Consider the following 21,072-nt stretch of genomic DNA (forward strand, 5'->3'; position numbering starts at 1 on the left):
GTGAAGCGGACAGTTTTCGAAGCGGAGCACGAGGCGCTCCGCGAATCCACCAGGCAGTACATCGAGCGTGAGCTCGTCCCCAATGCCGAGAAGTGGGAAGAGCAGCGCATGGTCGACCGGTCGGCGTTCGTCGCCGCCGGCAAGTACGGCCTCATCGGGTTCAACATGCCCGAGGAGTTCGGCGGCGGTGGGTCCGACGACTTCCGGTTCAACGCCGTCATCGACGAGGAACTCGCCCGCTACGGCGGCCCGGCGCCGTCCCTGAGTCTCCAGAACGACGTCGTCGCACCGTATTTCAAGCACCTCGCGAACGACGAGCAGAAGGCGCGGTGGATGCCGGGCATCGCCAGCGGTGAGCTGATCCTCGCCGTCGCGATGACCGAGCCCGGCGCGGGCAGCGACCTGGCCGGTATCCGGACCTCCGCCGTGCGTGACGGCGACGACTGGATCATCAACGGCTCCAAGACGTTCATCTCGTCGGGCATCAACTGCGACCTCGTCGTGGTGGTGTGTCGCACGAATCCCGAAGCCGGACACAAGGGCTTCACGCTGCTGGTCGTCGAGCGCGGCATGGAAGGCTTCGAGCGCGGCCGCAAGCTCGACAAGATGGGTCTGCACGCGCAGGACACCTCAGAACTGCACTTCGAGAATGTCCGCGTGCCGCAGGCGAACCTGCTCGGCCAGGAAGGCCGCGGCTTCTACCACCTGATGCAGAATCTGCCGTCCGAGCGGCTCGGCATCGCGATCTCCGCGATCGCCGGTGCGCGCGAATCCTGGCGCCAGACACTGCAATACGCCAAGGACCGCAAGGCGTTCGGCCAGCCGATCGGCAGCTTCCAGCACAACCGATTCCTGCTGGCCGAGATGGACACCGAACTCGACGTGTGCGAGCGCTACATCGATCGGTGCCTCGAGGGTGTGCTCGACGGCGACCTGTCGGCGGTCGAGGCGGCGAAGGCCAAGTGGTTCTGCACCGAGACCGCCAAGAAGGTCATCGACGGCTGCGTGCAGCTGCACGGCGGCTACGGCTACATGATGGAGTACCGCGTCGCCCGCGACTACTGCGATGCCCGCATCCAGACCATCTTCGGTGGCACCACCGAGATCATGAAGGACATCATCGGCCGCGACCTGGGGCTGTAACGGCAGCCCGCAAAAGCCAATCGGCGCCCCTGCACAACGTGGTGCAGGGGCGCCGATTTCGTTTGTCTGGCTAGCGCGCAGCCGTCGTGGTGGCCGGAGCCGACGAGGTCGACGCCGGGGCCGACTCGGTGGTGCTCGGCGCCGCCGAGGTCGACGTGGCCGTCGTGGCCGAGGTCGAGGTGGAGGTCTCGCTACCCGCGGCGGTGACCGGGGCCGGGGCCTCCGCCAGGTCCAGCACGGTGTCGATCACGTAGATGCGGGCGTTGCTCGCCTCGATCGCGCCGCACACCAGCTTGGCGGTGTCGTTGACCTTGATGTCGCCGCCGTCGCCGGTCACCTTGATCTGGGTGCCCTGCTGCGTCGGACGCTGGCCCTTGACGGTGTCATTGCCCAGCACGCCCAGGAACACGTGGTAGTAGTCCAGGCTCGTAAGCGCGGCCGGGTCGGCCTTCAGGGCCTCCAGCTTGGCCGGGTCCAGTGCCGCGAAGGCTTCGTTGGTCGGCGCGAACACGACGTACGGGCCGTTGTCCAGCACGCTGGTGATGTTCACGGCGGGGTTCAGGCCACCGGAGACCGCCGAGTTGAAGGTGCTGATCGCCGGAATGGCGGCCAGCGCCTGGCTCACCGGCTTGTTGACCAACGTCTTGAGGTCGGGCATGCCCGCCTTGACCTTGTCGCAGCCGGGGCCCTGGGGGTCCACCGTCTTGTTGGTCGGCGGCGGCAGCGGCGGCGGGTCCGCGTAGGCGGACACTGCCAGCGGCAGCGATGCGGTCAGGGCGGCGACGGCCGCGGTTACGCCCAGAAATCTGCTGGTGCGAGTCTTCATGGTTCGGCTCCTCAGCTGTTCATGACGCGCACCCCGCCCGACCGGGGAGACCCCATCCGGGGCGTGGCGCCCGTCGAATGGTAATGGCTGGCGCTGGGAAACAGCAAAATCAGCTACCGGCGGTCCGTTTTGCTCAGGCGGTTCTGACCTGCACTTTTCGTACGCTGAAACACAGCAGCGCCGCGACGGCGCACAAGCCTGCGGCCAGTTGAAAGGCCAGGTCATAGTTACCTTGTAGGTCGCGAAGCCAGCCTGCCGCGGCCGCCGCGATCGCGGCGCCGACCTGATGCGCGGCAAACACCCAGCCGAACACCACAGGGGACCGATCACCGAAGTAGTCGCGGCACAGCGCGATCGTCGGCGGCACCGTGGCAACCCAGTCCAGCCCGTAGAAGACGATGAACACCCAGGTGCCCGGGTCGGCGTGCGGAGAAAGCAGCGAAGGCAGCAGCATCAGCGAAATCCCGCGTCCGACGTAATACACAGTGAGCAGGAGCCGCGGATCGACCCGATCGGTGAGCCAGCCCGAACAGACCGTGCCGGCCACGTCGAGGACGCCGATTGTGGCGAGCAGCCCGGCGGCGACGGTCGTCGGCATGCCGTGGTCGCCCGCGGCAGGGATGAAGTGGGTGCCGATCAGTCCGTTGGTGGTCATGCCGCAGATCGCGAAGCTGCCTGCGAGGAGCCAGAACACCGGTACCCGCGCACCGATGACGAGTCCGTCGAACGCGGACCGGAAGCCGTTCGCAGGTGCCGAGGTCGGCGCCGGCGGGTGGTGGCGCATGACGATGAGGACAGGCGCGATGACCGCGAACGCGGCCGCGGCGACGATGAGGCAGGCCCAGCGCCAACCGTGGCGTGTTGCGACCTCGGCGACCAGGGGCAGGAAGATCAGCTGACCGGTGGCGCTGGCCGCCGTCAGTACGCCGGTCACCAGCCCGCGGCGTTCGTCGAACCAGCGGGTGGCGACGGTCGCCACGAAGCCCATCGAGATGCAGCCGGTACCGATACCGACCAGCACGCCCCAGCACGCCACCAACTGCCAACCGGTCGTCATCCGCACCGACAGCGCCGAACCGGCCGTGATCAGTCCCAGCGCCACCGTCAGCACCGGCCGGACACCGAACCGGTCCATCAACGCCGCCGCGAACGGGGCAGTGACCCCGAACAGCGTCATGTTGACCGACATCGCGAGGCCCACCGTCGCGTGCGACCAGCCGAACTCGTGGTGCAGCGGCGTCATCAGCACGCCGGGCACGGCCCGGAAACCCGCGGCGGCCAGGATCGCCAGGAAACTGACGGCGGCCACCGTCCATGCGGCACGCGTCGGCGCTGTCGTCGAAGTGAGCGTCACCGCACCACTCTGGCCGGTGCGTCAGGACGGGGCCAGTGGCAGAACCGACACGAACCGCACAGATTGCGCCACGGTCCCGGCCGCAGCGGCACGCGACCTAAACTCTGCCGCATGTCAGGACCGTTGATTCTTCCCATCCAGGGCCACGCGCCGCAGCTGCACGACGAGTCGTGGGTCGCGCCGACCGCATCGGTGCTCGGCCAGGTGACGCTCGCCGCGCGCGCCAGCATCTGGTACGGCACCACGCTGCGTGCCGAGTTCGAGCCCATCGAGATCGGTGAGGGCTCCAACATCCAGGATGGCTGCACGGTGCACGTCGACCCGGGCTTCCCGGTGAAGGTGGGCGCCGGCGTCAGCGTCGGGCACAACGCGGTCCTGCACGGCTGCACCGTCGAGGACGGCGCCCTGGTGGGCATGGGCGCCATCGTCCTCAACGGCGCGACGATCGGTGCCGGGTCGCTGGTCGCGGCCGGAACCGTTGTGCCACAGGGTTTCGTGGTGCCGCCGGGCACCATGATCGCCGGTGTGCCGGGCAAGATCCGCCGCGAGCTGACCGACGACGAGATCAACCACAACCGCATCAACGGCCAGGTTTACGAGCACCTGCTGACGCTGCACCGCGGCTAGTTCGACCAGGGATTTGTGCACGATTTTCCGCGCCCAGCGCGGAAAATCGTGCACAAATCACAGGGGGTGGGCCAGTTCGTCGGCGCGCATCCTGGCCACGACCCACGCGATGGCCGTCAGGATGGCCGGCAGGATGCCGGACACCGCGAAAATCCATTGCATGGGAACAATTTTCGACAGCGGGCCGACGATCGCGTAGGACACCGGCAGGAACACCAGCGACACAAAGAAGTCGAGGCTCGACACCCGGCCCAGCATCTCGGTCGGTACCCGCATCTGCAGCAGCGTTCCCCAGATCACCATGCTGGCGCCCTCGCCGATGCCGACGAGGAACGTCGCGGCGAACATGACCGGGAACGACCACGTGCTGCCGACCACGACCAAAGGCAACGCGCCCAGGCCCCAGATCGCCATCATCGCGGTCAGGTAGTGCCGTGGCATGCGCGCGTAGGAAACCGCCAGCGCGCCAACGGCACTGCCGATGCCGAATCCGGCCATGATGAACCCGTACGCGCGCGGGCCGTCTTCGAAGCGTCGTTCGGCGATGAAGGGCACCAGCACCTCGATGGGCCCCAGCACCACCAGTACGTACACGCTGGCGACCAGCAGGGTCCACAGCAGCCACGGGGTGCGGGTCATGAACCGGAAACCGTCACGCAGATCGTGCAGTACGTGCTTGTGCTCGACCGGTTCCTCGACGGTCTGGACGGTGCTCGGCCGGGTGGCCACCAACAGGACCAGGCCCACGCCGAACAACACCGCGACGGTGGTCGCGCCGACACTCGGGAAGGTCAGCCCGACCAGGACGCCGGCCGCGGCCGGGCCGATAGCCTGCTGCAGCACCGGGCGCACCACGCCCTCAATACCGTTGGCCGCCAACAGTTGTTCGGCGGGCAGTATTCGGGGCAGCAGTGCGCTGTAGGCGGGGAAGAAGAACGCGGCCGCGATGCCGAGGCAGGTCGCCGCCACCGCCATGTGCCAAACGCGCAGCGCCCCAGTCGAACTGAGGACAGCGACGGCTGTCACCGCGGCGAGGTTGACGATCTCGACGGTGATGATGATGTTGCGTCGGTTCAGCCGGTCGGCCGCGATGCCACCGACCAACACGAAGCACACCAGGCCGGTACCCAGGCAGGTCGCCACCAGAGACAGCGCGGCCGGATCGTTGTCCAGCGCGATGACCTGCAGCGCGGCCACGACCGTCCACATGCCCTCGGCGAAGATGGACAACGAGACGGCCGCGATGAGCAGGCGGTATTCGCGGAAACGTAACGGCGCGAACACCCGCCAGCGGTCAGTGGTCCGCGGTTCTGGCGTTTCGACGTCGAACTGGGAACTCACCAGTCCATCGTCCCGCGCCCGTCAAGCGATTTAGGCCGGACGTCGGTATGAGCGATTGCCGCGAATGTGCAACCAGATCACTGGATCCGCGAAATCGACGCTCTGGTTGCACACTCGCGAACCCGCCGAAACGCATGACTCCGCGACTGTGCAACCAGAGCGCGTCAACCGCGGATCTGGTGATCTGTGCGCATGCTCGTGGTGTGGACCCGTTCGCTACACGTCCGAGTAGGCCGGCAACCGGCGCTGCTGGAAGGACGCCACGCCCTCCCGGAAGTCGGCGGCGTTCAAAAGCTGGATCTGCCCGGCGGTTTCGCGGGCGAACGTGTTGTTGAGCTCGGTCAGGGTGGCGTCGTTGATGGCCTGCTTGGTCTTGCGCAGGGCCACGGCCGGGCCGGCCTTGAGTACTGCGAGCACACGGCCGACCTCGGCGTCGAACTCGTCGGCCGCGTGCACCGAGCTCACCAGCCCGGCGGCGAGAGCCTCGGCCGCGGGCAGCTTCTCGGCCAGCAGTGCCATTCGCATGGCCCGGGCCCGCCCGATCGACGCGGCGACCAGAGCCGAGGCGCCGCCGTCGGGCATCAGTCCGATCTTGGTGAACGCCAACAGGAACGACGACTTCTCCGATGCCAGGACGATGTCGCACCCGAGGGCCAGCGAGACGCCCACACCGGCGGCGACGCCGTGCACCACCGCGACCGCGGGCTTGGGCAGGTTCACCAGTGCCGCGACGGCGCGGTTGGCCGCGTTGAGAACCGCGGCGGCATCGAATTTCTTGGCTTCCTGGTCCTCGGGGCTCAGGCCCGCGCCGGAGCAGAAGCCCCGCCCTGCGCCGCCCAGCCGGACCACCTTGACCGCCGGATCGGTCGCGGCCTGGAGCACCGCGTCGCCGAGAAGTTCGAGCATTTCCAGCGACAGCGAGTTCAGCGTGTCCGGCCGGTTGAGCGTCACGGACAACACGCCGTCATCCAGTGAGACCGTCAGATCGTCGGATCCGGTGTAAGTCATTCAGTACCCCAGTTTCATGGGCGGGCCAGATGCCCGCACTAGACAGACTTCGTTATACAAGTAAGCTATGTCGCGGTCAATAGAACTGGGCTCAAACCGATCGACCAAGAGGTGCATTTAGATGGCTGGACCACTGCAGGGACTGCGCGTTGTCGAGTTGGCCGGCATCGGCCCCGGACCGCACGCGGCGATGATCCTCGGTGACCTGGGCGCCGACGTGGTGCGCGTGGAACGCCCGAGCAAGTCCGGCAAGCCCAGCGGCGACTCCATGCTGCGCAACCGCCGCTCCGTCACCGCCGACCTGAAGAGCGACGAAGGCCGCGAGCTGGTCCTGAGCCTGATCAAGAAGGCCGACGTCCTCATCGAAGGCTTCCGCCCGGGTGTCACCGAGCGGCTGGGTCTGGGTCCCGAGGACTGTGCCAAGCTCAACGAGCGCCTGATCTACGGCCGCATGACGGGGTGGGGCCAGACCGGCCCGCGCGCCCTGCAGGCCGGCCACGACATCAACTACATCTCGCTCAACGGCCTGCTGCACGCCGTCGGCCGCAAGGGCGAGCGCCCGGTGCCGCCGCTGAACCTGGCCGGCGACTTCGGTGGCGGGTCGATGTTCCTGTTGGTCGGCATCCTCTCGGCGCTGTTCGAGCGGCAGACCTCGGGCAAGGGCCAGGTGGTCGACGCCGCGATGGTCGACGGTTCGAGCGTGCTCATGCAGATGATGTGGGGCTTCCGCCGGCAGGGCATGTGGAGCGACGAGCGCGGCACCAACATGCTCGACACCGGCGCCCCGTACTACGACACCTATGAGACCTCCGACGGTAAGTACATGGCCGTCGGGTCCATCGAGCCGCAGTTCTACGCCGAGCTGCTGGCCAAGCTGGAACTGGACCCGGCCGCCCTGCCCGGCCAGAACGACGTCGCTCGCTGGCCCGAGCTGCGCGAGATCTTCACCAATGCCTTCAAAGCGCAGACCCGCGACCACTGGGCCAATGTGTTCACCGGTTCGGACGCCTGCGTCAGCCCCGTCCTGAGCTTCGCCGAGGTCGAGACCGAGCCGCACATCACCGAGCGCGACACCTTCTTCCGGTTCTCGCCCGAGGACGGCGACAACCTCGAGCCGATGCCGGCGCCGCGGTTCTCCCGCAGCGTGCCGAGCATCCCGACGCCGCCCCGCGTGCCCGGCGCCGACACCGAGTCGGTCCTGCGCGACTGGGCCTGAGGCCGCGGCGGGCGCCACAGATTTCCGTAACAAGAAGGGAATTGCATCAATGCAGATCAAAGATTCCGTAGCCGTCGTGACGGGCGGGGCGTCAGGCCTGGGCCTGGCGACCACCAAGCGTCTGCTCGACGCCGGTGGCAGCGTCGTCGTCATCGACCTCAAGGGTGAAGAGGTTGTCGCCGAGCTGGGCCCGCGCGCCAAGTTCGTCGCCACCGACGTCACCGACGAGGCCGGCGTCGCTGCGGCGCTGGACGCGGCCGAGGAGATGGGCCCGGTCCGGATCAACGTCAACTGTGCGGGCATCGGCAACGCCATCAAGACCCTGAGCAAGAACGGTGCGTTCCCGCTCGACGGCTTCCGCAAGGTCGTCGAGGTCAACCTGATCGGCACCTTCAACGTCATCCGGCTGTCGGCTGAGCGGATCGCCAAGACCGAGCCGGTCGGCGAGGAGCGCGGCGTCATCATCAACACCGCCTCGGTGGCGGCGTTCGACGGCCAGATCGGCCAGGCCGCGTACTCGGCGTCGAAGGGCGGCGTCGTCGGCATGACCCTGCCGATCGCCCGCGACCTGTCGCGTGAGCTGATCCGCGTGTGCACCATCGCCCCGGGCCTGTTCAAGACCCCGCTGCTGGGCTCGCTGCCGGAAGAGGCGCAGAAGTCCCTCGGCCAGCAGGTGCCGCACCCCGCCCGCCTCGGCGATCCCGACGAGTACGGCGCCCTCGCGCAGCACATCATCGAGAACCCGATGCTCAATGGTGAGGTCATCCGTCTGGACGGTGCGATCCGGATGGCGCCGCGATGAGCATCCAGACGAAGTTCACCGAGGCCTTCGGTGTCGAGCACCCGATCGCCCAGGGCGGTATGCAGTGGGTCGGTCGCGCGGAACTGGTTGCCGCCGTTGCCAATGCGGGCGGTCTGGGTTTCATCACCGCGCTGACGCAGCCGACGCCGGCTGATCTGGCCAATGAGATCGCCAAGACCCGTGACCTGACGGACAAGCCGTTCGGCGTGAACCTGACGATCCTGCCGTCGATCAACCCGCCGCCGTACGACGAGTACCGCAAGGTGATCGTCGACGCCGGCATCAAGATCGTGGAGACGGCCGGTTCCAACCCGGGACCGCACCTGCCGATGTTCCATGACGCGGGCATCAAGGTGCTGCACAAGTGCACCTCGGTGCGCCACGCCGTCAAGGCCCAGAGCCTCGGCGTCGACGGCATCAGCATCGACGGTTTCGAGTGCGCCGGTCACCCCGGTGAGGACGACGTGCCAGGCCTGGTGCTGATCCCGGCCGCGGCCAAGGAGATCGAGATCCCGATGATCGCCTCGGGCGGTTTCGGTGACGCCCGCGGCCTGGTGGCCGCACTGGCGCTCGGCGCGGACGGCATCAACATGGGCACGCGCTTCATGTGCACCGTCGAGTCGTGCATCCACCAGAACGTCAAGGAAGCCATTGTGGCGACCGACGAGCGTGGCACCGAGCTGATCTTCCGCAGCCTCAAGAACACCGCGCGCGTGGCGTCCAACGCCGTCTCGCGTGAGGTGGTGGAAATCCTCAAGGGCGGTGGCCAGTTCGAGGACGTCAAGGATCTGGTGGCCGGTGTGCGGGGCCGCAAGGTGTTCGAGAACGGCGACATCGACGCCGGCATCTGGACCGCGGGCACCGTCATGGGCCTGATCCACGACATCCCGACGTGCGACGAGCTCATCAGCCGCATCGTCGGGGAGGCCGAGGAGATCATCACGGGCCGCCTGGCCCGGATGGTCGGGGCCGGCGAAGCCGAACTCGCCGGCGTCTAGCCGCAATTCATGCGCTGAGGGCCGTGACTCCCGCCGGGGGCACGGCCCTCACTGCGTTCGGTGGCGGCCGGCGGGGTAGCTTTTGGCCATAGGCGACCCGGCCCGCGTTAAGGACTTTGATATGCAGCGCAGCTTGTTCGAGGTAGATCACGACGACTTCCGCGCCTCGGTGCGCGAATTCGTCTCTCGCCACATCGAGCCGAATGAAGACAAATTCATCGAGCAGCGCTACATCGACCGCGAGGTGTGGCTGGAAGCCGGCCGCAACGGGTATCTGGGGCTCGAGGTGCCCGAAGAGTACGGCGGCAGCGCCGCGGGGGACTACCGATTCAATACCGTTCTGTGTGAAGAGCTTTCGCGTTCCAGCGCCGCCGCGGCGTCGGCCTTCACGATCCATTACGACTGTGCCGCACCATATCTGGTCACGCTGACCACCGAGGAGCAGAAGCGGCGGTGGCTGCCGAAGTTCTGCACCGGCGAGATGATCACGGCTATCGGGATGACCGAACCGTCCGGTGGATCGGATCTGGCCGCGTTGAAGACAACCGCGGTCAAGGACGGTTCCAGTTACGTCATCAACGGTTCAAAGACGTTCATCACCAACGGGACCCAGGCTGACATGGTGATCGTCGCCTCGAGAACCGCACCGGAAAAGGGTTCCAAGGGCATCACTCTGTTCGCTGTCGAAACGGGCATGCCGGGGTTCACGCGCGGGCGCAAGCTGGACAAGGTCGGCCAGCCCGAAGCGGACACCGCGGAGCTGTTCTTCGAAGACGTCCGGGTCGACGAGTCGGCGATCATCGGTGAGGTCGACCGGGGCTTCATCCACATGATGACGCTGCTGCCCCAGGAGCGGATCAGCGTCGCGGTGGCCAACCTCGCCCACGTCCGGCGGATTCTGGAAGACACCGTCGAGTACGCCAAGGAGCGCAAGGCGTTCGGCCAGGCCATTGGCTCCCTGCAGTGGAACAAGTTCCTGCTCGCCGACATGGTCACCAAACTCGATGTGGCGCAGGCCTATGTCGACAACTGTGTGTTGGCGCACCTGAGCGGCCAGTTGACCGCCGTCGATGCGGCGAAGGCCAAGTACTGGAGTTCGGTGGTGCAGAACGAAATCCTGGACAACTGCGTCCAGATTCATGGCGGCTACGGCTTCATGAACGAATACCGGGTGGCTCGGGCTTGGAAGGACGCCCGCGTCACCAAAATCTGGGCGGGCTCGAACGAGATCATGCGTGAGGTCATCGGTCGCGACCTGGGGCTGTAGGTGTCTGCCGTGTCGCCGGGAGCCTGAGCCCAGACACACAAAAAGCCACCGACCGTGACGGTCGGTGGCTTTGACGCTGGTGATCACCCCAGCGAGTCCCTGCGTGCACGCGATTTCAGTGCACGGGCGTCGCGCCTCGGCGCGGCGTCAGACTCGCGGGTGAACCCGCGGAATCAGACAGCCTCGGCGAGGTCGGGGAACTGCTCGGACGTGTCACCCTCGATCAGGACGTCCCCGTGGTACAGGGCATCGAAATCTACTTTGATGACATCTGCGTTGGTGTCGTCGATCCACATGTCTATGAGGCTATGGGTCGCTATTAAGAAATCATTGAGTCACGATTCGGAAAACGTTGGCAATTCTTACCGCTGGGTAGGTTGGCCTACTCCGACCCCTAAGTGACCCGTGGGTAGCTCACATTCCGCAAGGTCGCAGGTGATCTTGATGCGCTGACAGAGCTCCTGATCGCGCGTTGGTTCACTGGCCAGTAGCAAACATGACGACGGTTACTTCGGTAACGGCTGGTCGGCGGCGTGAACCAGACGTCAATAAATCTCGTGACCAGGGTGAGCGATCATTGACAAGCCTGAGTTATCGGCGATAACTTAGCGGTGTTAGCAGAAGGGGACTGCATGCTGAACCGCATCGCGTTGCTGGCCATCGCCGCGCCGAAGAGAATCCTGGCGGTGGCGGGGCTGGTCCTGATCGCCTCGGCGATCTTTGGCGTCCCGGTCGTCAAGACCCTGCCCGCGGGCGGTTTCCAAGACCCGAAGTCCGAGTCGTCGCAAGCGAGCCGGCTGCTGGCCACCAAGTTTCACCAGGGCGACATGCCGATGCTGGTTACCCTCACCGCGCCTGACGGGGTGCACGGGCCGGCTGCCTCGGCTGCCGCCCGCGACATCGTCGACCACTTGAAGGCTTCGCCGCATGTCGCCTATGTGTCCTCGGCCTGGACCGTGCCACCGGCCGTGGCCGGAGAACTCATCAGCAAGGACGGCAAGTCCGGTCTGATCGTCGCCGGCATGAACGGCGGCGAGAACAACGCGCAGAGATACGCCCAGGAGCTCGCCGACCAGGTCGTCCACGACCGGCCCGGCGTCACCGTCAAGGCCGGTGGCGGCGCGATCATCTACTCCCAGATCAACACCCAGACCGAACATGACCTGCTGCTGATGGAGTCCATCGCGGTGCCGCTCAGCTTCCTGGTGCTGGTGTGGGTGTTCGGGGGACTGGTCGCCGCCGCGCTGCCGATCCTGGTCGGCGGATTGGCGATGACCGGCACGCTCGCGGTGCTGCGCACCATCACCTTCTTCACCGACGTGTCGGTGTTCGCGCTGAACGTGGCCACCGCCCTCGGCCTGGCCCTCGCCATCGACTACACATTGCTGATCATCAGCCGCTACCGCGACGAGGTGGCCGAAGGGCAACCCCGGGACCGGGCGCTGATCCGCACCATGATCACCGCGGGCCGCACCGTGCTGTTCTCGGCGACGACGGTCGGGCTCTCGATGGCCGCGATGCTGATGTTCCCGATGTACTTCCTGACGTCCATCGCCTACGCCGGCATCGCGACGGTCGCGTTCGCCGCCGCGGCCGCGGTGATCGTCACCCCGGCCGCCATCTGGCTGCTCGGCGACCGGCTCGACGCCCTCAGCCTGCCGCACCTGTTCCGGCGTGACACCACGCCCAAACCCGTGCAGGAGTTGTTCTGGTACCGCGCCGCCAAAGCCGTGATGCGCCGCTCGGTCTCGGCGAGCCTCGCCGTCGTCGCGCTGCTGCTGGTGCTGGGTGCGCCGTTCCTCGGCGCGAAATGGGGATTCCCCGACGAGCGCGTGCTGCCGACCACGGCATCGGCGCACCAGCTGGGGGACCAGCTGCGCAACGACTTCGCCAACAACTCCGCCACCGACATCACGGCCGTCATTCCCGACGCCGCCGGGCTGAGCCCGGCAGCCTTCGACACGTACGCCGCCAACCTCTCGCGCGTCACTGCCGTCACCGAAGTGACCTCTCCCACCGGCACTTTCGTCGGCGGCCGGAAAGTGGGGCCGGCCGGTCCCGGCGCCGCGATCGTCGACGGCAGCGCCTTCCTGACGATCGGCAGCAGCGCGCCGCTGTTCTCGGATGCGTCTCAGGCGCAGCTCGATGCGGTGCATGCCGTTCGGGGACCGGACGGGCGACTGGTGCAGCTGGCGGGTGTCGCGCAGATCAGTCACGACAGCGTGCAGGCCGTCACCGACCGGTTGCCGTGGGTGCTGGCCGTCATCGCCGTCATCACGCTCGGGTTGTTGTTCCTGCTCACCGGCAGTGTGGTCCTGCCAGTGAAAGCCGTTGTGCTCAATGTTCTTTCGCTCACCGCGGCATTCGGCGCGCTGGTCTGGATCTTCCAGGACGGTCACCTCGGCGCGCTCGGCACCACGGCGACGGGGACGCTGGCGTCGAACATGCCGGTGCTGCTGTTCTGCATCGCGTTCGGGTTGTCGATGGACTATGAGGTGTTCCTGGTTGCCCGCATCCGTGAGTTCTGGCTCGTCGAACAGGACAACGACGAGAGCGTCGCCCTTGGCCTGGCCCACACCGGCCGCGTCATCACCGCGGCGGCGCTCGTGATGTCGATTTCGTTCGGCGCGCTCATCGCCGCGGAAGTGTCGTTCATGCGGATGTTCGGGCTCGGCCTGACCATCGCCGTCCTGGTCGATGCCACCCTCGTGCGGACCGTGCTGGTACCGGCGTTCATGCATCTGATGGGGCGGTGGAACTGGTGGGCGCCGGCGCCGCTGGCCCGGCTGCACAAACGCATCGGCATCAGTGAATCGGCGCCCGAGCCGTCGGCATGCAGCGCGCGATGACGGCGGCCAAACGCCGTCGTGCGCCGCGCGGGTCCGGAGACCAGCTGCGCGACGAAATCCTGGACGCGGCAACCGAAATTCTCCTGGAATCGAACCAGGAGAAGGCGGTGTCCATCCGGTCCGTCGCGCAGCGGGTGGGCGTAACCCCGCCATCGATCTACCTCCATTTCGCTGACAAGGACACCCTGTTGGACGCGGTGTGCGGTCGGTACTTCGAGCGGCTGGACGACGTGATGCAGCAGGTGGCCGCCGAGCAACCGACGACGATCGACCGGTTGCGCGCGCAAGGGCTGGCGTACGTCCGCTTCGCCCGCCAGAACCCCGAGCTCTACCGGATCGCCATGATGTCCGAGGGACATCCCGACAGCGACGTGGACCAGGCCCTGAACACCGCGGCGTTCGTGCACATGCGGGATTCGGTGCAGGCCCTGATGGACGAGGGTGGCTATCCGCTCGGCGACGTCACGTTGGCGGCGCTCGGGTTGTGGACAGTGGCGCACGGGCTTGCGGCGTTGTTCATCTCGCGGCCGTATCTGCCGTTCGGTGATCCCGAGGAGTTCGCCGACCGGGTGCTCAGCGCCGCGTGCCTCGGTGGCATGGTGAGAGGACTGGGCGGATCGGATACGACGCCGCAACAGCTGGTCGAGCGACTGAAAGGTTCCTGACGATGACCGATACCTCGGTGGACAATCCGTTCTTCGCCCGCATGTGGATCGCGATGTCGTCGCGCGAGCGCAAGTTCATGACCAGGCTGCGGCAGGAGAATCTGGCCGGACTCCGCGGCCGGGTGCTGGAGATCGGTGCCGGAACGGGAACCAACTTCGCCTTCTACCCGGACACCGTGACCGAGGTGGTGGCCGTCGAGCCGGAGGTCCGGCTGGCACCGCTGGCCCGCAAGGCCGCGCTCACCGCGCCGGTGCCGGTGACGGTCCGCACCGAGACCGTCGAGAACTTCGACGGCGACGATCTTTTCGACGCCGTGGTGTGCTCCCTGGTGCTGTGCTCGGTCGACGAGCCGGAAAGCGTGCTGCGGCAGATGTATTCACGGCTCAAGCCCGGTGGCGAACTGCGCTACTTCGAGCACGTCGCCAGCGGCGGGGTGCGGGGCCGGGTACAGCGATTCCTGGATTCGACGTTCTGGCCCAAGATTTCGGGCAACTGTCACGCACATCGGGAAACCGAGCAGAGCATCGTCGGCGCGGGATTCGAGGTTTCGGATGCCCGTCGCGTACTGATGCTGCCGGGCTGGGTGCCGCTGTCGGAGGTGGCGTTGGGTCGGGCCGTCAGGCCTGCTTGATCGTCGACAGCAGGTCGGGCAATCGCTGCAAGAGGGTCGGCAGCGCGTTGGCCGCCGTCTCGCGCAGGGACACCGTGGCCAGATCGGAGAACGGTGTCGGCTTGGGGTTCACCTCGATCACCGGAATGCCCTGCTGGACAGCGGCTTCCGGTAGGGATGCCGCCGGGTACACCACCGACGACGTGCCCACGGTGATCACCAGGTCGGCCCCGCTGACCGCCGCGACCGAGTTGTTCCAGGCGTCGGAGGGCAGGTTCTCGCCGAACCACACCACATTGGGCCGCACCAGGCCGCCGCAGTAGCACTCGGGCGGCTCGACCGTGATGGCCGGCTCGGGCATCTCTGGCAGCGTGCCTTCGAAGTTGGCTTTGCAACTGTCGCAATGGAACTGGAACAAGCTGCCGTGCAGATGGTGGACCCGCGTGCTGCCCGCGCGCTCGTGCAGGTTGTCGATGTTCTGGGTGACGATGTCGACCTCGGTGTAGTCCTGCCACGCGGCAACAGCCCGGTGCCCGTCGTTGGGGGCCACGTTGCCCATCATGTGGTGGCGCCACAGATACCAGGCGAACACCCGCTCGGGGTGGCGGCGCCAGGCGTCCGAACTCGAGATCTCGTAGGGGTCGGTATTGGCCCACAGGCCGGTCTCGGCGTCCCGGAAGGTCGGCACGCCACTGTCGGCGGACATCCCCGCACCGCTGAACACCGTCACCCGCATTGGACCACGTTATCGGGTCTTGGGTGATCTGGGCCACCTCGTCATCGGTCATACTCGGCTGGTGACCGATTTCGGTGAGTGGGTCCGCCTCGACCCGCACGCGGGGCCGTTGTTCGACCAGCTGAGGCTGCAGATCATCGACGCCATTCGCGATGGCCGGCTGCCTGCCGGAACTCGGCTGCCCACCGTCCGTGACCTGGCCGGCACGCTGGGAATGGCGGCCAATACCGTCGCCCGGGCCTACCGCGAGCTCGAGACCGCCGGCGTCCTCGAAACGCGGGGTCGGTCAGGGACTTTCGTCGCGGCTGCCGACCCCGCTGCCGCCGCGATGGTGGACGCGGCCAATGCCTTCGCCGACACCGCCCGGGCGTTGGGCGTGCTGAAAGCCGATGCACTGCGGTATCTGGACGCGGCGTTCGAGTAGGCGTGGCGAGCATCCGTCTGGGCTGCCGAATGTGCACGCTCGACCGCTGCGGGGCTTTCCCATGGGTGCGCGCTGGGAGCTGTCGCAAAACGTGACATTGTCAGCACTTGGTGACGGCTTTGACCTGGCACTGCCGCCGGAGGGTGGTGCGCAGGACGGGGATTGAACCCGCGGCATCCGTCTTATAAGGACGGCGCTCTGACCAACTGAGCTACCTGCGCATGCGCGCCCCTGGAGAGATTCGAACTCCCAGCCATCTGCGTCGAAAGCAGGTGCTCTTCCGTTGAGCTACAGGGGCATTTGGCGGAGGCGGCGGGAGTCGAACCCACAACCGCTGGACAGCGGCCACGGCTTAGCAAGCCGCTGCATTACCGTTCTGCCACGCCTCCGTGGTTGTCCGGGATGGGCTTGAACCACCTGCCTCCGCCGTATCAGGGCGGCGCTCTGACCAGTTGAGCTACCGGACATTGGGTTAGTGCCGCGGATTAAGTCAGTGGGTGACTGCAATCCGAGGCGTTGTCGAAGTTGGGGTGTGCGACGGGACTCGAACCCGCTTTGCCCAGGATCACAACCTGGGGCCTCGACCGCTTCGGCATCGCACACAGCGGAAGACAGAGGAGTCGAACCCCAGGGCTTTCACCCCGCGCCCGTTTTCGAAACGGGATGCGCCACCACGGCGCGCTGTCTTCCTGAAGCTGACCCGCCAGGATTCGAACCTGAACCGGCTGAACCAAAATCAGCAGTGCTACCGGTTACACCACGGGTCATGGGTGCGTGCGGAGGGATTCGAACCCCCTGTGCTTGAAGGCCTCTGGTTTACAGCCAGGTGCGACACTCCCGCGTCGCCGCGCACGCTTGGCTACCCCGGCAGGAGTCGAACCTGCAACCTACTCCGTAACAGGGAGCTGCTCTGCCAGTTGAGCTACGGGGCAACGTGTTTCGTCGTGGCGAGGCGAGAGGTGACGGACCTCCCGCCCCGCCCAACGGGTTTCAAACCAACTCGGGGACTCGGTAGCGATCCCGATCGCGAGGTTCGTAGGGCTCCCAGAGCAATCGCATCCCGGCTTCCTCCGGCGTGCGGTCACTCTTGCGACCGTTGCACGGCGCGCACGCCGCAATGAGGTTCAGCCAGGTGTCTTGCCCGCCTCGCGACACCGGCTCGATGTGATCCACCGTGTCGCCATGGCCACCGCAATAGCCGCAGGTGTAGCCGTCGCGAGCCAGGACGCCGTCACGGGTGACCCGGTTGTGCGGCCGGTACGGCACATGGACGTACTGATGCAGCGCGACGGATGCGGGCAGCTCGATCACGGTAGAGGGGCTGTGTACATGCACGGCCGGGCTGTGGCGTTCGATCACGTAGACCGAACCGCGCAGCAGCAGCCGGACCGCCTCCTGCCAGGTCACGTGGGTCAGCACGCGGTAGTCGGCGTTGTACACCGCCACGGCCCGGTGACTGGCCTTGTGTTGTCGGAAATGCCTCATGCCGCGTGCCTCCTTTCTGATTGATCTTGCGGACAAGTGGTTGGCGGTGAAAGCAACGTACGCCGTGAGGGTTTCGATCCCCCGTCTCCAGATTAAGAGTCTGGTGCTATCCCAACTCAGCTAACGGCGCATGTGGGTCGCCCGGGGCTCGAACCCGGAATTCATGGGTAAAAGCCAAGAGTGATACACGTTTTCACCAGCGACCCGTTGTGCCCCGCGAGGGAGTCGAACCCCCAACACCTGGAACCTAAATCCAGTGCCTCTTCCAGTTGGGCCAGCGGGGCATGCGTGCGCTCGGCAGGACTTGAACCTGCACGCCGGGGCTACCGGCACCCGGGTTTGAGCCGGGCGCGTCTGCCGAAGTTTTCGCCACGAGCGCGAATGCCAACACTATGGAGTTCTCAAAGTTCTTACAGTGCAGGTTGATTCGTACCGCACTGCATGTCCGGATCGATCCGGCGTGTGATCAATGATGCGCACCGAACCCGATGCTGTCCAGGGAAAAATTGCCGATAATTTGTTGCCGTGCAACGTAATTGGGTGCACTGAACTACAGGAACGTCAGGCGACGTTCCTGCCAGCGAAAACTGCAAGATTGTGGAATTTGTGAGAGTTGTCTTCTGGCCCGAGCTTCCGGCCGCCGCGCACGCCGGTATGCGCGGCGGAAGTACGGCGGAATGACCGGAAGCGCATGGGCTGCCAGAGGATGCTGCTCTGCTCACTCGATTCGTGCCGGGCTATGGAGCTGACGGTGCCTGCGTACGACAAAGCCGCCGTCGGCGTCGAAGACACCTCGGCGAGCTGGTCGTCATGCAGAAAAGCCATGGAATCAACGGTAACAGCGCCGGGCGACAAAACCGAGTGGTTATTTCCGGCGGTGAAACCTCAACCGCGCCAGTGCAACACGTCGAGCGCGACGCCGACTTCGACGCTGTTGTCGGCGAGGGGGCGCGGCAGCAGTTCGTCGGCACGGGCCAGCCGGCGCAGCAAGGTGTTGCGATGCGTGAAGAGCTTGGCCGCGGCGCGGGACACGTTGCACTGCTCGCGGACGAACGCGCGCACCGCGGAACGCAATTCGGGACTCGCGGTCTCGAGCTCACCGAGGACGCGTTTGACGAACACCGCCGCGCGGTCGGCGTCCGCGGTGAGCAGTGCCACGAGTTCGATATCGGTGTACTCGGCGATCTGCTGGGGCGAGTGCAGCCGCGCCATCATCTGCTGGGTGGTGATGGCGTCGATGTGGCTGCGCCGGAACCCGTCGACCCCGGCGCCGGTCGAACCGATCGCGACGCGCACTTCGGGGCCGGCGGCTGACGCCACGGCGTCGACGTCGACGGCGCCGGGTGCCCACACCCACCGCGTGGCGCTACTGGCCAGGACGCTGAGTGGTCGGGCGCCAGCTGCTTGCCCGAAAGCCTCAGCGGCCCGGTCCAATTGGGACAGGTCGCCGTTCGGGTTGTTGGTCCAGATGACGGCGGCGGTGTGGGTGCCGCCGAGTCCGTAAGCCAGCCGGCTTTCGGCGCGTTGACGGGGGATCGGGGCGCCTTCAAGGAGCAGTGCGACCGTCGCACGCCGCTCGGCGTGGCTACCGCGCGTGAGCTCGTCGCGCTCGAGTTCGATCTGGGCGGCGATGGCCGCCAGGGTGGCCTCGATGAAGTCGCTGATCGACTGTGAGCAGACGTCGAGCATCGCGTGCAGGTCGACGGGGTCGGAGGTCAGTTCGAAGGCGATGTCCATCAGGCGTCGCCATGCCACACCTTCGCCGACCCGGTAGGCGTCCAAGGTGTACGAGTCGACGCCGCGACGGACCATTTCTCTGGCGACGCTCATCGGCTCGGCGCCGGCGTTGGGCGGTACCGGTGCGCCGGGATCGCGCACGTTGGCCGCACCCCAGAACAACAGGTTCGAGCGGTTGCTCCGGCTGACGGCCCCGGCCAGCTCGGGATCGGACGCGATGGCCGGATTGGCGCCCAGCACGGCGCGGTCGAGTTCTTCGAGCCATGCTGCAGGGGCATTGACGACCACCTGGGCGCACTGTCGAATCAGGTCCCGTACCTGCGGTGATGGCTGCGCCCCGTCCATGGGCTGAGCGTATCGCCTGTGGTGCATTCTGCACCGCAGGCAGCAAAAACTGAGATGTTTTGACCTTCAGTCGGGGCTCGCCGCGCGCCACCATTATTGCCACGCCCATCACCGCCAACAGGGAGTTCGCAATGGAGCACACCGCCAACACAACGCAGGTCGACGTGCTGATCGTCGGCGCCGGCATCTCCGGCATCGGCGCCGCCTACTACCTGCAGCAGGAACATCCCGGGCGGTCGTACACCATCCTGGAATCCCGCGGCGCGACCGGCGGCACCTGGGACCTGTTCCGGTACCCCGGCATTCGCTCCGACTCCGACCTGCACACCTTTGGTTACGAGTTCAAGCCGTGGCGCGACGAGGATGCCATCGCCTCCGCCGACAAGATCCTCGCCTACCTGCGCGAGACGGTCCGCGAGAACAACATTGACCGCAACATCCGGTTCCACCACAAGGTGCTAGGCGCCGCGTGGGACAGCACCACCGCGCGGTGGCTCGTCGACGTCGAGCGCACCGACACCGACGAGCTGGTGCAAATCTCCGCCAACTGGCTGTTCTGCGCCGGTGGCTACTACCGCTACGACAAGGGCTTCACGCCGCAGTTCCCGGGTCGCGACCGGTTCACCGGCCAGGTCGTACACCCACAGCACTGGCCCGAAGACCTGGATTACACCGGCAAGAAGGTCGTCATCATCGGCAGCGGCGCGACCGCGGTGACGCTGGTGCCGTCGATGGCGGCCAAGGCCGCGCACGTCACCATGTTGCAGCGTTCGCCGACCTACATCCTTCCCGTCCCGTCCAAGGACGCCTTCGCCAACGTGGCCGGCCGCGTGCTCGGCGCCGACCGGGGCTACGCGTTGGCCCGGCGGAAAAACGTCATTCGGCAGCGCGCGGTGTACACCCTGTGCCAGAAGTACCCGGCCGCCGCCCGGCGGGTGATCCGCTGGACCAACGCCCGCGAGCTGCCCGCGGGCTACCCCGTCGACACCCACTTCAGCCCCGACTACAAGCCGTGGGATCAGCGCCTGTGCACGGTGCCCGACGCCGACTTGTTCAAGGCGATCGGCAGCGGCAAGGCCACGGTGGTCACCGACCGGATCGCGACCTTCACCGAGACCGGCATCGAGCTGGAGTCCGGACAGCACCTGGACGCCGACATCATCGTCACCGCAACGGGTTTGAACGTCCAGATGTTCGGCGGGATGACGCTGACCGTCGACGGGCGGGCGGTGAGGCCGTCTGACACCGTCGCCTACAAGGGCATCATGCTGTCGGGTGTGCCGAATTTCGCCTTCGCCTTCGGCTACACCAACTCGTCGTGGACACTCAAGGTCGGCCTGCTGTGCGAGCACTTCTGCCGACTGCTGCGCCACATGGACGAAAACGGATTCGACAGCGTCCGGCCGGAGTTCGACGATGCGGGCATGGAGACCAAGCCCCTGCTGGACTTCGCGGCGGGATACGTGCAGCGGGTGGCAGACACCCTGCCCCGGCAGGGCGCGGAAGGCCCCTGGGTGATGTCGATGAACTACAACTTCGACCGCGAGGTGCTGAGGCACGGCGCAGTCACGGACCCGAACCTGCGGTTCTCGGCCGTCGCACCCACGAAAACCCGGGAGGTCGTGCCGGTTTCCTGAT

20 protein-coding genes and 12 tRNA genes are annotated in these 21,072 nt (G+C 66.5%); 11 read left to right on the forward strand and 21 right to left on the reverse strand.

Annotated elements, in window-relative coordinates:
- Entirely contained in the window at positions 1-1,143 is a 1,143-nt protein-coding gene (locus BR47_RS0128735; RefSeq protein WP_020099264.1) for an acyl-CoA dehydrogenase family protein, read from the forward strand.
- A 70-nt stretch (positions 1,144-1,213) separates the two neighbouring features.
- On the opposite strand, the gene BR47_RS0128740 is transcribed toward BR47_RS0128735, so the two are convergent.
- Together BR47_RS0128740 and BR47_RS31785 are read right to left on the reverse strand one after the other, a co-directional pair.
- On the reverse strand, positions 1,214-1,969 hold the full coding sequence (locus BR47_RS0128740) for a fasciclin domain-containing protein (RefSeq protein ID WP_020099265.1): 756 nt from the start codon (positions 1,967-1,969) through the stop codon (positions 1,214-1,216).
- 133 nt (positions 1,970-2,102) lie between these two features.
- Positions 2,103-3,323: an MFS transporter gene (locus BR47_RS31785; RefSeq protein WP_036427983.1), complete on the reverse strand. Its 1,221-nt coding sequence runs from the start codon at positions 3,321-3,323 to the stop codon at positions 2,103-2,105.
- A 111-nt stretch (positions 3,324-3,434) separates the two neighbouring features.
- On the opposite strand from BR47_RS31785, the gene BR47_RS0128750 reads away from it, so the two are divergent.
- The gene (locus tag BR47_RS0128750) at positions 3,435-3,950 is read left to right on the forward strand and encodes a gamma carbonic anhydrase family protein (RefSeq protein ID WP_029121593.1); all 516 of its coding nucleotides are present in this window, start codon (positions 3,435-3,437) and stop codon (positions 3,948-3,950) included.
- A 57-nt stretch (positions 3,951-4,007) separates the two neighbouring features.
- Here the strand turns inward: BR47_RS0128750 and tet(V) are convergent, their stop codons facing one another.
- Entirely contained in the window at positions 4,008-5,291 is a 1,284-nt protein-coding gene (gene tet(V), locus BR47_RS0128755; RefSeq protein ID WP_029121594.1) for a tetracycline efflux MFS transporter Tet(V), read from the reverse strand.
- A gap of 216 nt (positions 5,292-5,507) precedes the next feature.
- Positions 5,508-6,299 carry an enoyl-CoA hydratase gene (locus BR47_RS0128760; protein ID WP_029121595.1) on the reverse strand — a complete coding sequence of 264 codons (792 nt, stop codon included), beginning with the start codon at positions 6,297-6,299 and terminating at the stop codon, positions 5,508-5,510.
- Positions 6,300-6,420: 121 nt separating this feature from the next.
- On the opposite strand from BR47_RS0128760, the gene BR47_RS0128765 reads away from it, so the two are divergent.
- The 4 genes from BR47_RS0128765 (at position 6,421) to BR47_RS0128780 (ending at position 10,582) form a co-directional block, all read left to right on the forward strand.
- On the forward strand, positions 6,421-7,515 hold the full coding sequence (locus tag BR47_RS0128765; RefSeq protein WP_029121596.1) for a CaiB/BaiF CoA transferase family protein: 1,095 nt from the start codon (positions 6,421-6,423) through the stop codon (positions 7,513-7,515).
- Between the two features lie 49 nt (positions 7,516-7,564).
- Positions 7,565-8,317 (forward strand): 3-hydroxyacyl-CoA dehydrogenase, encoded by a 753-nt coding sequence (locus BR47_RS0128770; protein WP_029121597.1) that lies wholly within the window; start codon positions 7,565-7,567, stop codon positions 8,315-8,317.
- Positions 8,314-9,315 (forward strand): NAD(P)H-dependent flavin oxidoreductase, encoded by a 1,002-nt coding sequence (locus tag BR47_RS0128775; protein WP_029121598.1) that lies wholly within the window; start codon positions 8,314-8,316, stop codon positions 9,313-9,315. Before BR47_RS0128770 ends, BR47_RS0128775 begins: the two co-directional genes overlap by 4 nt.
- Before the next feature lie 121 nt (positions 9,316-9,436).
- Entirely contained in the window at positions 9,437-10,582 is a 1,146-nt protein-coding gene (locus tag BR47_RS0128780) for an acyl-CoA dehydrogenase family protein (RefSeq protein WP_020099273.1), read from the forward strand.
- Between the two features lie 173 nt (positions 10,583-10,755).
- On the opposite strand, the gene BR47_RS34090 is transcribed toward BR47_RS0128780, so the two are convergent.
- Complete coding sequence (locus tag BR47_RS34090) at positions 10,756-10,878, reverse strand: hypothetical protein (protein WP_020099274.1); 123 nt, start codon at positions 10,876-10,878, stop codon at positions 10,756-10,758.
- Between the two features lie 336 nt (positions 10,879-11,214).
- Here BR47_RS34090 and BR47_RS0128790 point away from each other — a divergent pair, with 336 nt between their 5' ends.
- The 3 genes from BR47_RS0128790 to BR47_RS0128800 are packed head-to-tail and all read left to right on the forward strand — an operon-like array spanning position 11,215 to position 14,728.
- On the forward strand, positions 11,215-13,431 hold the full coding sequence (locus BR47_RS0128790) for an MMPL family transporter (protein WP_029121599.1): 2,217 nt from the start codon (positions 11,215-11,217) through the stop codon (positions 13,429-13,431).
- Positions 13,428-14,096 (forward strand): TetR/AcrR family transcriptional regulator, encoded by a 669-nt coding sequence (locus tag BR47_RS0128795; protein ID WP_081633295.1) that lies wholly within the window; start codon positions 13,428-13,430, stop codon positions 14,094-14,096. Before BR47_RS0128790 ends, BR47_RS0128795 begins: the two co-directional genes overlap by 4 nt.
- Positions 14,097-14,098: 2 nt before the next feature.
- Positions 14,099-14,728 (forward strand): class I SAM-dependent methyltransferase, encoded by a 630-nt coding sequence (locus tag BR47_RS0128800; RefSeq protein ID WP_029121600.1) that lies wholly within the window; start codon positions 14,099-14,101, stop codon positions 14,726-14,728.
- On the opposite strand, the gene BR47_RS0128805 is transcribed toward BR47_RS0128800, so the two are convergent.
- Entirely contained in the window at positions 14,715-15,443 is a 729-nt protein-coding gene (locus BR47_RS0128805) for an NAD-dependent deacylase (protein WP_020099278.1), read from the reverse strand. The two genes, BR47_RS0128800 and BR47_RS0128805, sit on opposite strands and share 14 nt — an antisense overlap.
- Positions 15,444-15,504: 61 nt before the next feature.
- On the opposite strand from BR47_RS0128805, the gene BR47_RS0128810 reads away from it, so the two are divergent.
- Entirely contained in the window at positions 15,505-15,867 is a 363-nt protein-coding gene (locus BR47_RS0128810; RefSeq protein ID WP_029104729.1) for an Rv1152 family transcriptional regulator, read from the forward strand.
- A 144-nt stretch (positions 15,868-16,011) separates the two neighbouring features.
- On the opposite strand, the gene BR47_RS0128815 is transcribed toward BR47_RS0128810, so the two are convergent.
- The 15 genes from BR47_RS0128815 to BR47_RS0128885 all read right to left on the reverse strand — a co-directional run bounded on the left by BR47_RS0128815 (position 16,012) and on the right by BR47_RS0128885 (position 19,434).
- A tRNA-Ile gene (locus tag BR47_RS0128815) sits at positions 16,012-16,088 on the reverse strand.
- A gap of 5 nt (positions 16,089-16,093) precedes the next feature.
- Positions 16,094-16,165 (reverse strand) — tRNA-Arg (locus tag BR47_RS0128820).
- A gap of 3 nt (positions 16,166-16,168) precedes the next feature.
- A tRNA-Ser gene (locus tag BR47_RS0128825) sits at positions 16,169-16,256 on the reverse strand.
- A gap of 1 nt (position 16,257) precedes the next feature.
- Positions 16,258-16,334 (reverse strand) — tRNA-Ile (locus tag BR47_RS0128830).
- 59 nt (positions 16,335-16,393) lie between these two features.
- A tRNA-His gene (locus BR47_RS0128835) sits at positions 16,394-16,470 on the reverse strand.
- A gap of 2 nt (positions 16,471-16,472) precedes the next feature.
- Positions 16,473-16,557, reverse strand: a tRNA-Ser gene (locus BR47_RS33405).
- Between the two features lie 5 nt (positions 16,558-16,562).
- A tRNA-Gln gene (locus tag BR47_RS0128840) sits at positions 16,563-16,634 on the reverse strand.
- A gap of 4 nt (positions 16,635-16,638) precedes the next feature.
- Positions 16,639-16,722: transfer RNA gene (locus tag BR47_RS0128845), tRNA-Tyr, on the reverse strand.
- Position 16,723: 1 nt separating this feature from the next.
- Positions 16,724-16,799, reverse strand: a tRNA-Asn gene (locus BR47_RS0128850).
- A gap of 58 nt (positions 16,800-16,857) precedes the next feature.
- Positions 16,858-17,352 (reverse strand): HNH endonuclease, encoded by a 495-nt coding sequence (locus BR47_RS0128855; protein ID WP_051128364.1) that lies wholly within the window; start codon positions 17,350-17,352, stop codon positions 16,858-16,860.
- 58 nt (positions 17,353-17,410) lie between these two features.
- A tRNA-Lys gene (locus BR47_RS0128860) sits at positions 17,411-17,482 on the reverse strand.
- Positions 17,483-17,562: 80 nt separating this feature from the next.
- Positions 17,563-17,636 (reverse strand) — tRNA-Leu (locus BR47_RS0128870).
- A gap of 5 nt (positions 17,637-17,641) precedes the next feature.
- A tRNA-Leu gene (locus tag BR47_RS0128875) sits at positions 17,642-17,731 on the reverse strand.
- Between the two features lie 182 nt (positions 17,732-17,913).
- Complete coding sequence (locus BR47_RS0128880) at positions 17,914-18,177, reverse strand: hypothetical protein (protein ID WP_029121601.1); 264 nt, start codon at positions 18,175-18,177, stop codon at positions 17,914-17,916.
- A 60-nt stretch (positions 18,178-18,237) separates the two neighbouring features.
- Positions 18,238-19,434: a PucR family transcriptional regulator gene (locus BR47_RS0128885; RefSeq protein WP_036427987.1), complete on the reverse strand. Its 1,197-nt coding sequence runs from the start codon at positions 19,432-19,434 to the stop codon at positions 18,238-18,240.
- A gap of 131 nt (positions 19,435-19,565) precedes the next feature.
- Between BR47_RS0128885 and BR47_RS0128890 the strand changes: the two genes are divergently transcribed.
- Positions 19,566-21,071 carry a flavin-containing monooxygenase gene (locus BR47_RS0128890; protein WP_029121603.1) on the forward strand — a complete coding sequence of 502 codons (1,506 nt, stop codon included), beginning with the start codon at positions 19,566-19,568 and terminating at the stop codon, positions 21,069-21,071.
- Position 21,072: the final 1 nt, after the last annotated feature.

It is taken from the genome of Mycobacterium sp. UNC410CL29Cvi84, assembly GCF_000686745.1.
Lineage (GTDB): Bacteria > Actinomycetota > Actinomycetes > Mycobacteriales > Mycobacteriaceae > Mycobacterium > Mycobacterium mucogenicum_B.

Coding starts and splice junctions, on each gene's coding strand:
- BR47_RS0128795 (WP_081633295.1), top strand. CDS start 13,428: ATGACGGCGGCCAAACGCCGTCGTGCGCCGCGCGGGTCCGGAGACCAG.
- BR47_RS0128770 (WP_029121597.1), top strand. CDS start 7,565: ATGCAGATCAAAGATTCCGTAGCCGTCGTGACGGGCGGGGCGTCAGGC.
- BR47_RS0128805 (WP_020099278.1), bottom strand. CDS start 15,443: ATGCGGGTGACGGTGTTCAGCGGTGCGGGGATGTCCGCCGACAGTGGC.
- BR47_RS0128790 (WP_029121599.1), top strand. CDS start 11,215: ATGCTGAACCGCATCGCGTTGCTGGCCATCGCCGCGCCGAAGAGAATC.
- BR47_RS0128740 (WP_020099265.1), bottom strand. CDS start 1,969: ATGAAGACTCGCACCAGCAGATTTCTGGGCGTAACCGCGGCCGTCGCC.
- BR47_RS0128760 (WP_029121595.1), bottom strand. CDS start 6,299: ATGACTTACACCGGATCCGACGATCTGACGGTCTCACTGGATGACGGC.
- BR47_RS0128750 (WP_029121593.1), top strand. CDS start 3,435: ATGTCAGGACCGTTGATTCTTCCCATCCAGGGCCACGCGCCGCAGCTG.
- BR47_RS0128890 (WP_029121603.1), top strand. CDS start 19,566: ATGGAGCACACCGCCAACACAACGCAGGTCGACGTGCTGATCGTCGGC.
- BR47_RS0128885 (WP_036427987.1), bottom strand. CDS start 19,434: ATGGACGGGGCGCAGCCATCACCGCAGGTACGGGACCTGATTCGACAG.
- BR47_RS0128775 (WP_029121598.1), top strand. CDS start 8,314: ATGAGCATCCAGACGAAGTTCACCGAGGCCTTCGGTGTCGAGCACCCG.
- BR47_RS0128765 (WP_029121596.1), top strand. CDS start 6,421: ATGGCTGGACCACTGCAGGGACTGCGCGTTGTCGAGTTGGCCGGCATC.
- BR47_RS0128855 (WP_051128364.1), bottom strand. CDS start 17,352: ATGAGGCATTTCCGACAACACAAGGCCAGTCACCGGGCCGTGGCGGTG.
- BR47_RS0128780 (WP_020099273.1), top strand. CDS start 9,437: ATGCAGCGCAGCTTGTTCGAGGTAGATCACGACGACTTCCGCGCCTCG.
- BR47_RS34090 (WP_020099274.1), bottom strand. CDS start 10,878: ATGTGGATCGACGACACCAACGCAGATGTCATCAAAGTAGATTTCGAT.
- BR47_RS0128880 (WP_029121601.1), bottom strand. CDS start 18,177: ATGGCTTTTCTGCATGACGACCAGCTCGCCGAGGTGTCTTCGACGCCG.
- BR47_RS0128800 (WP_029121600.1), top strand. CDS start 14,099: ATGACCGATACCTCGGTGGACAATCCGTTCTTCGCCCGCATGTGGATC.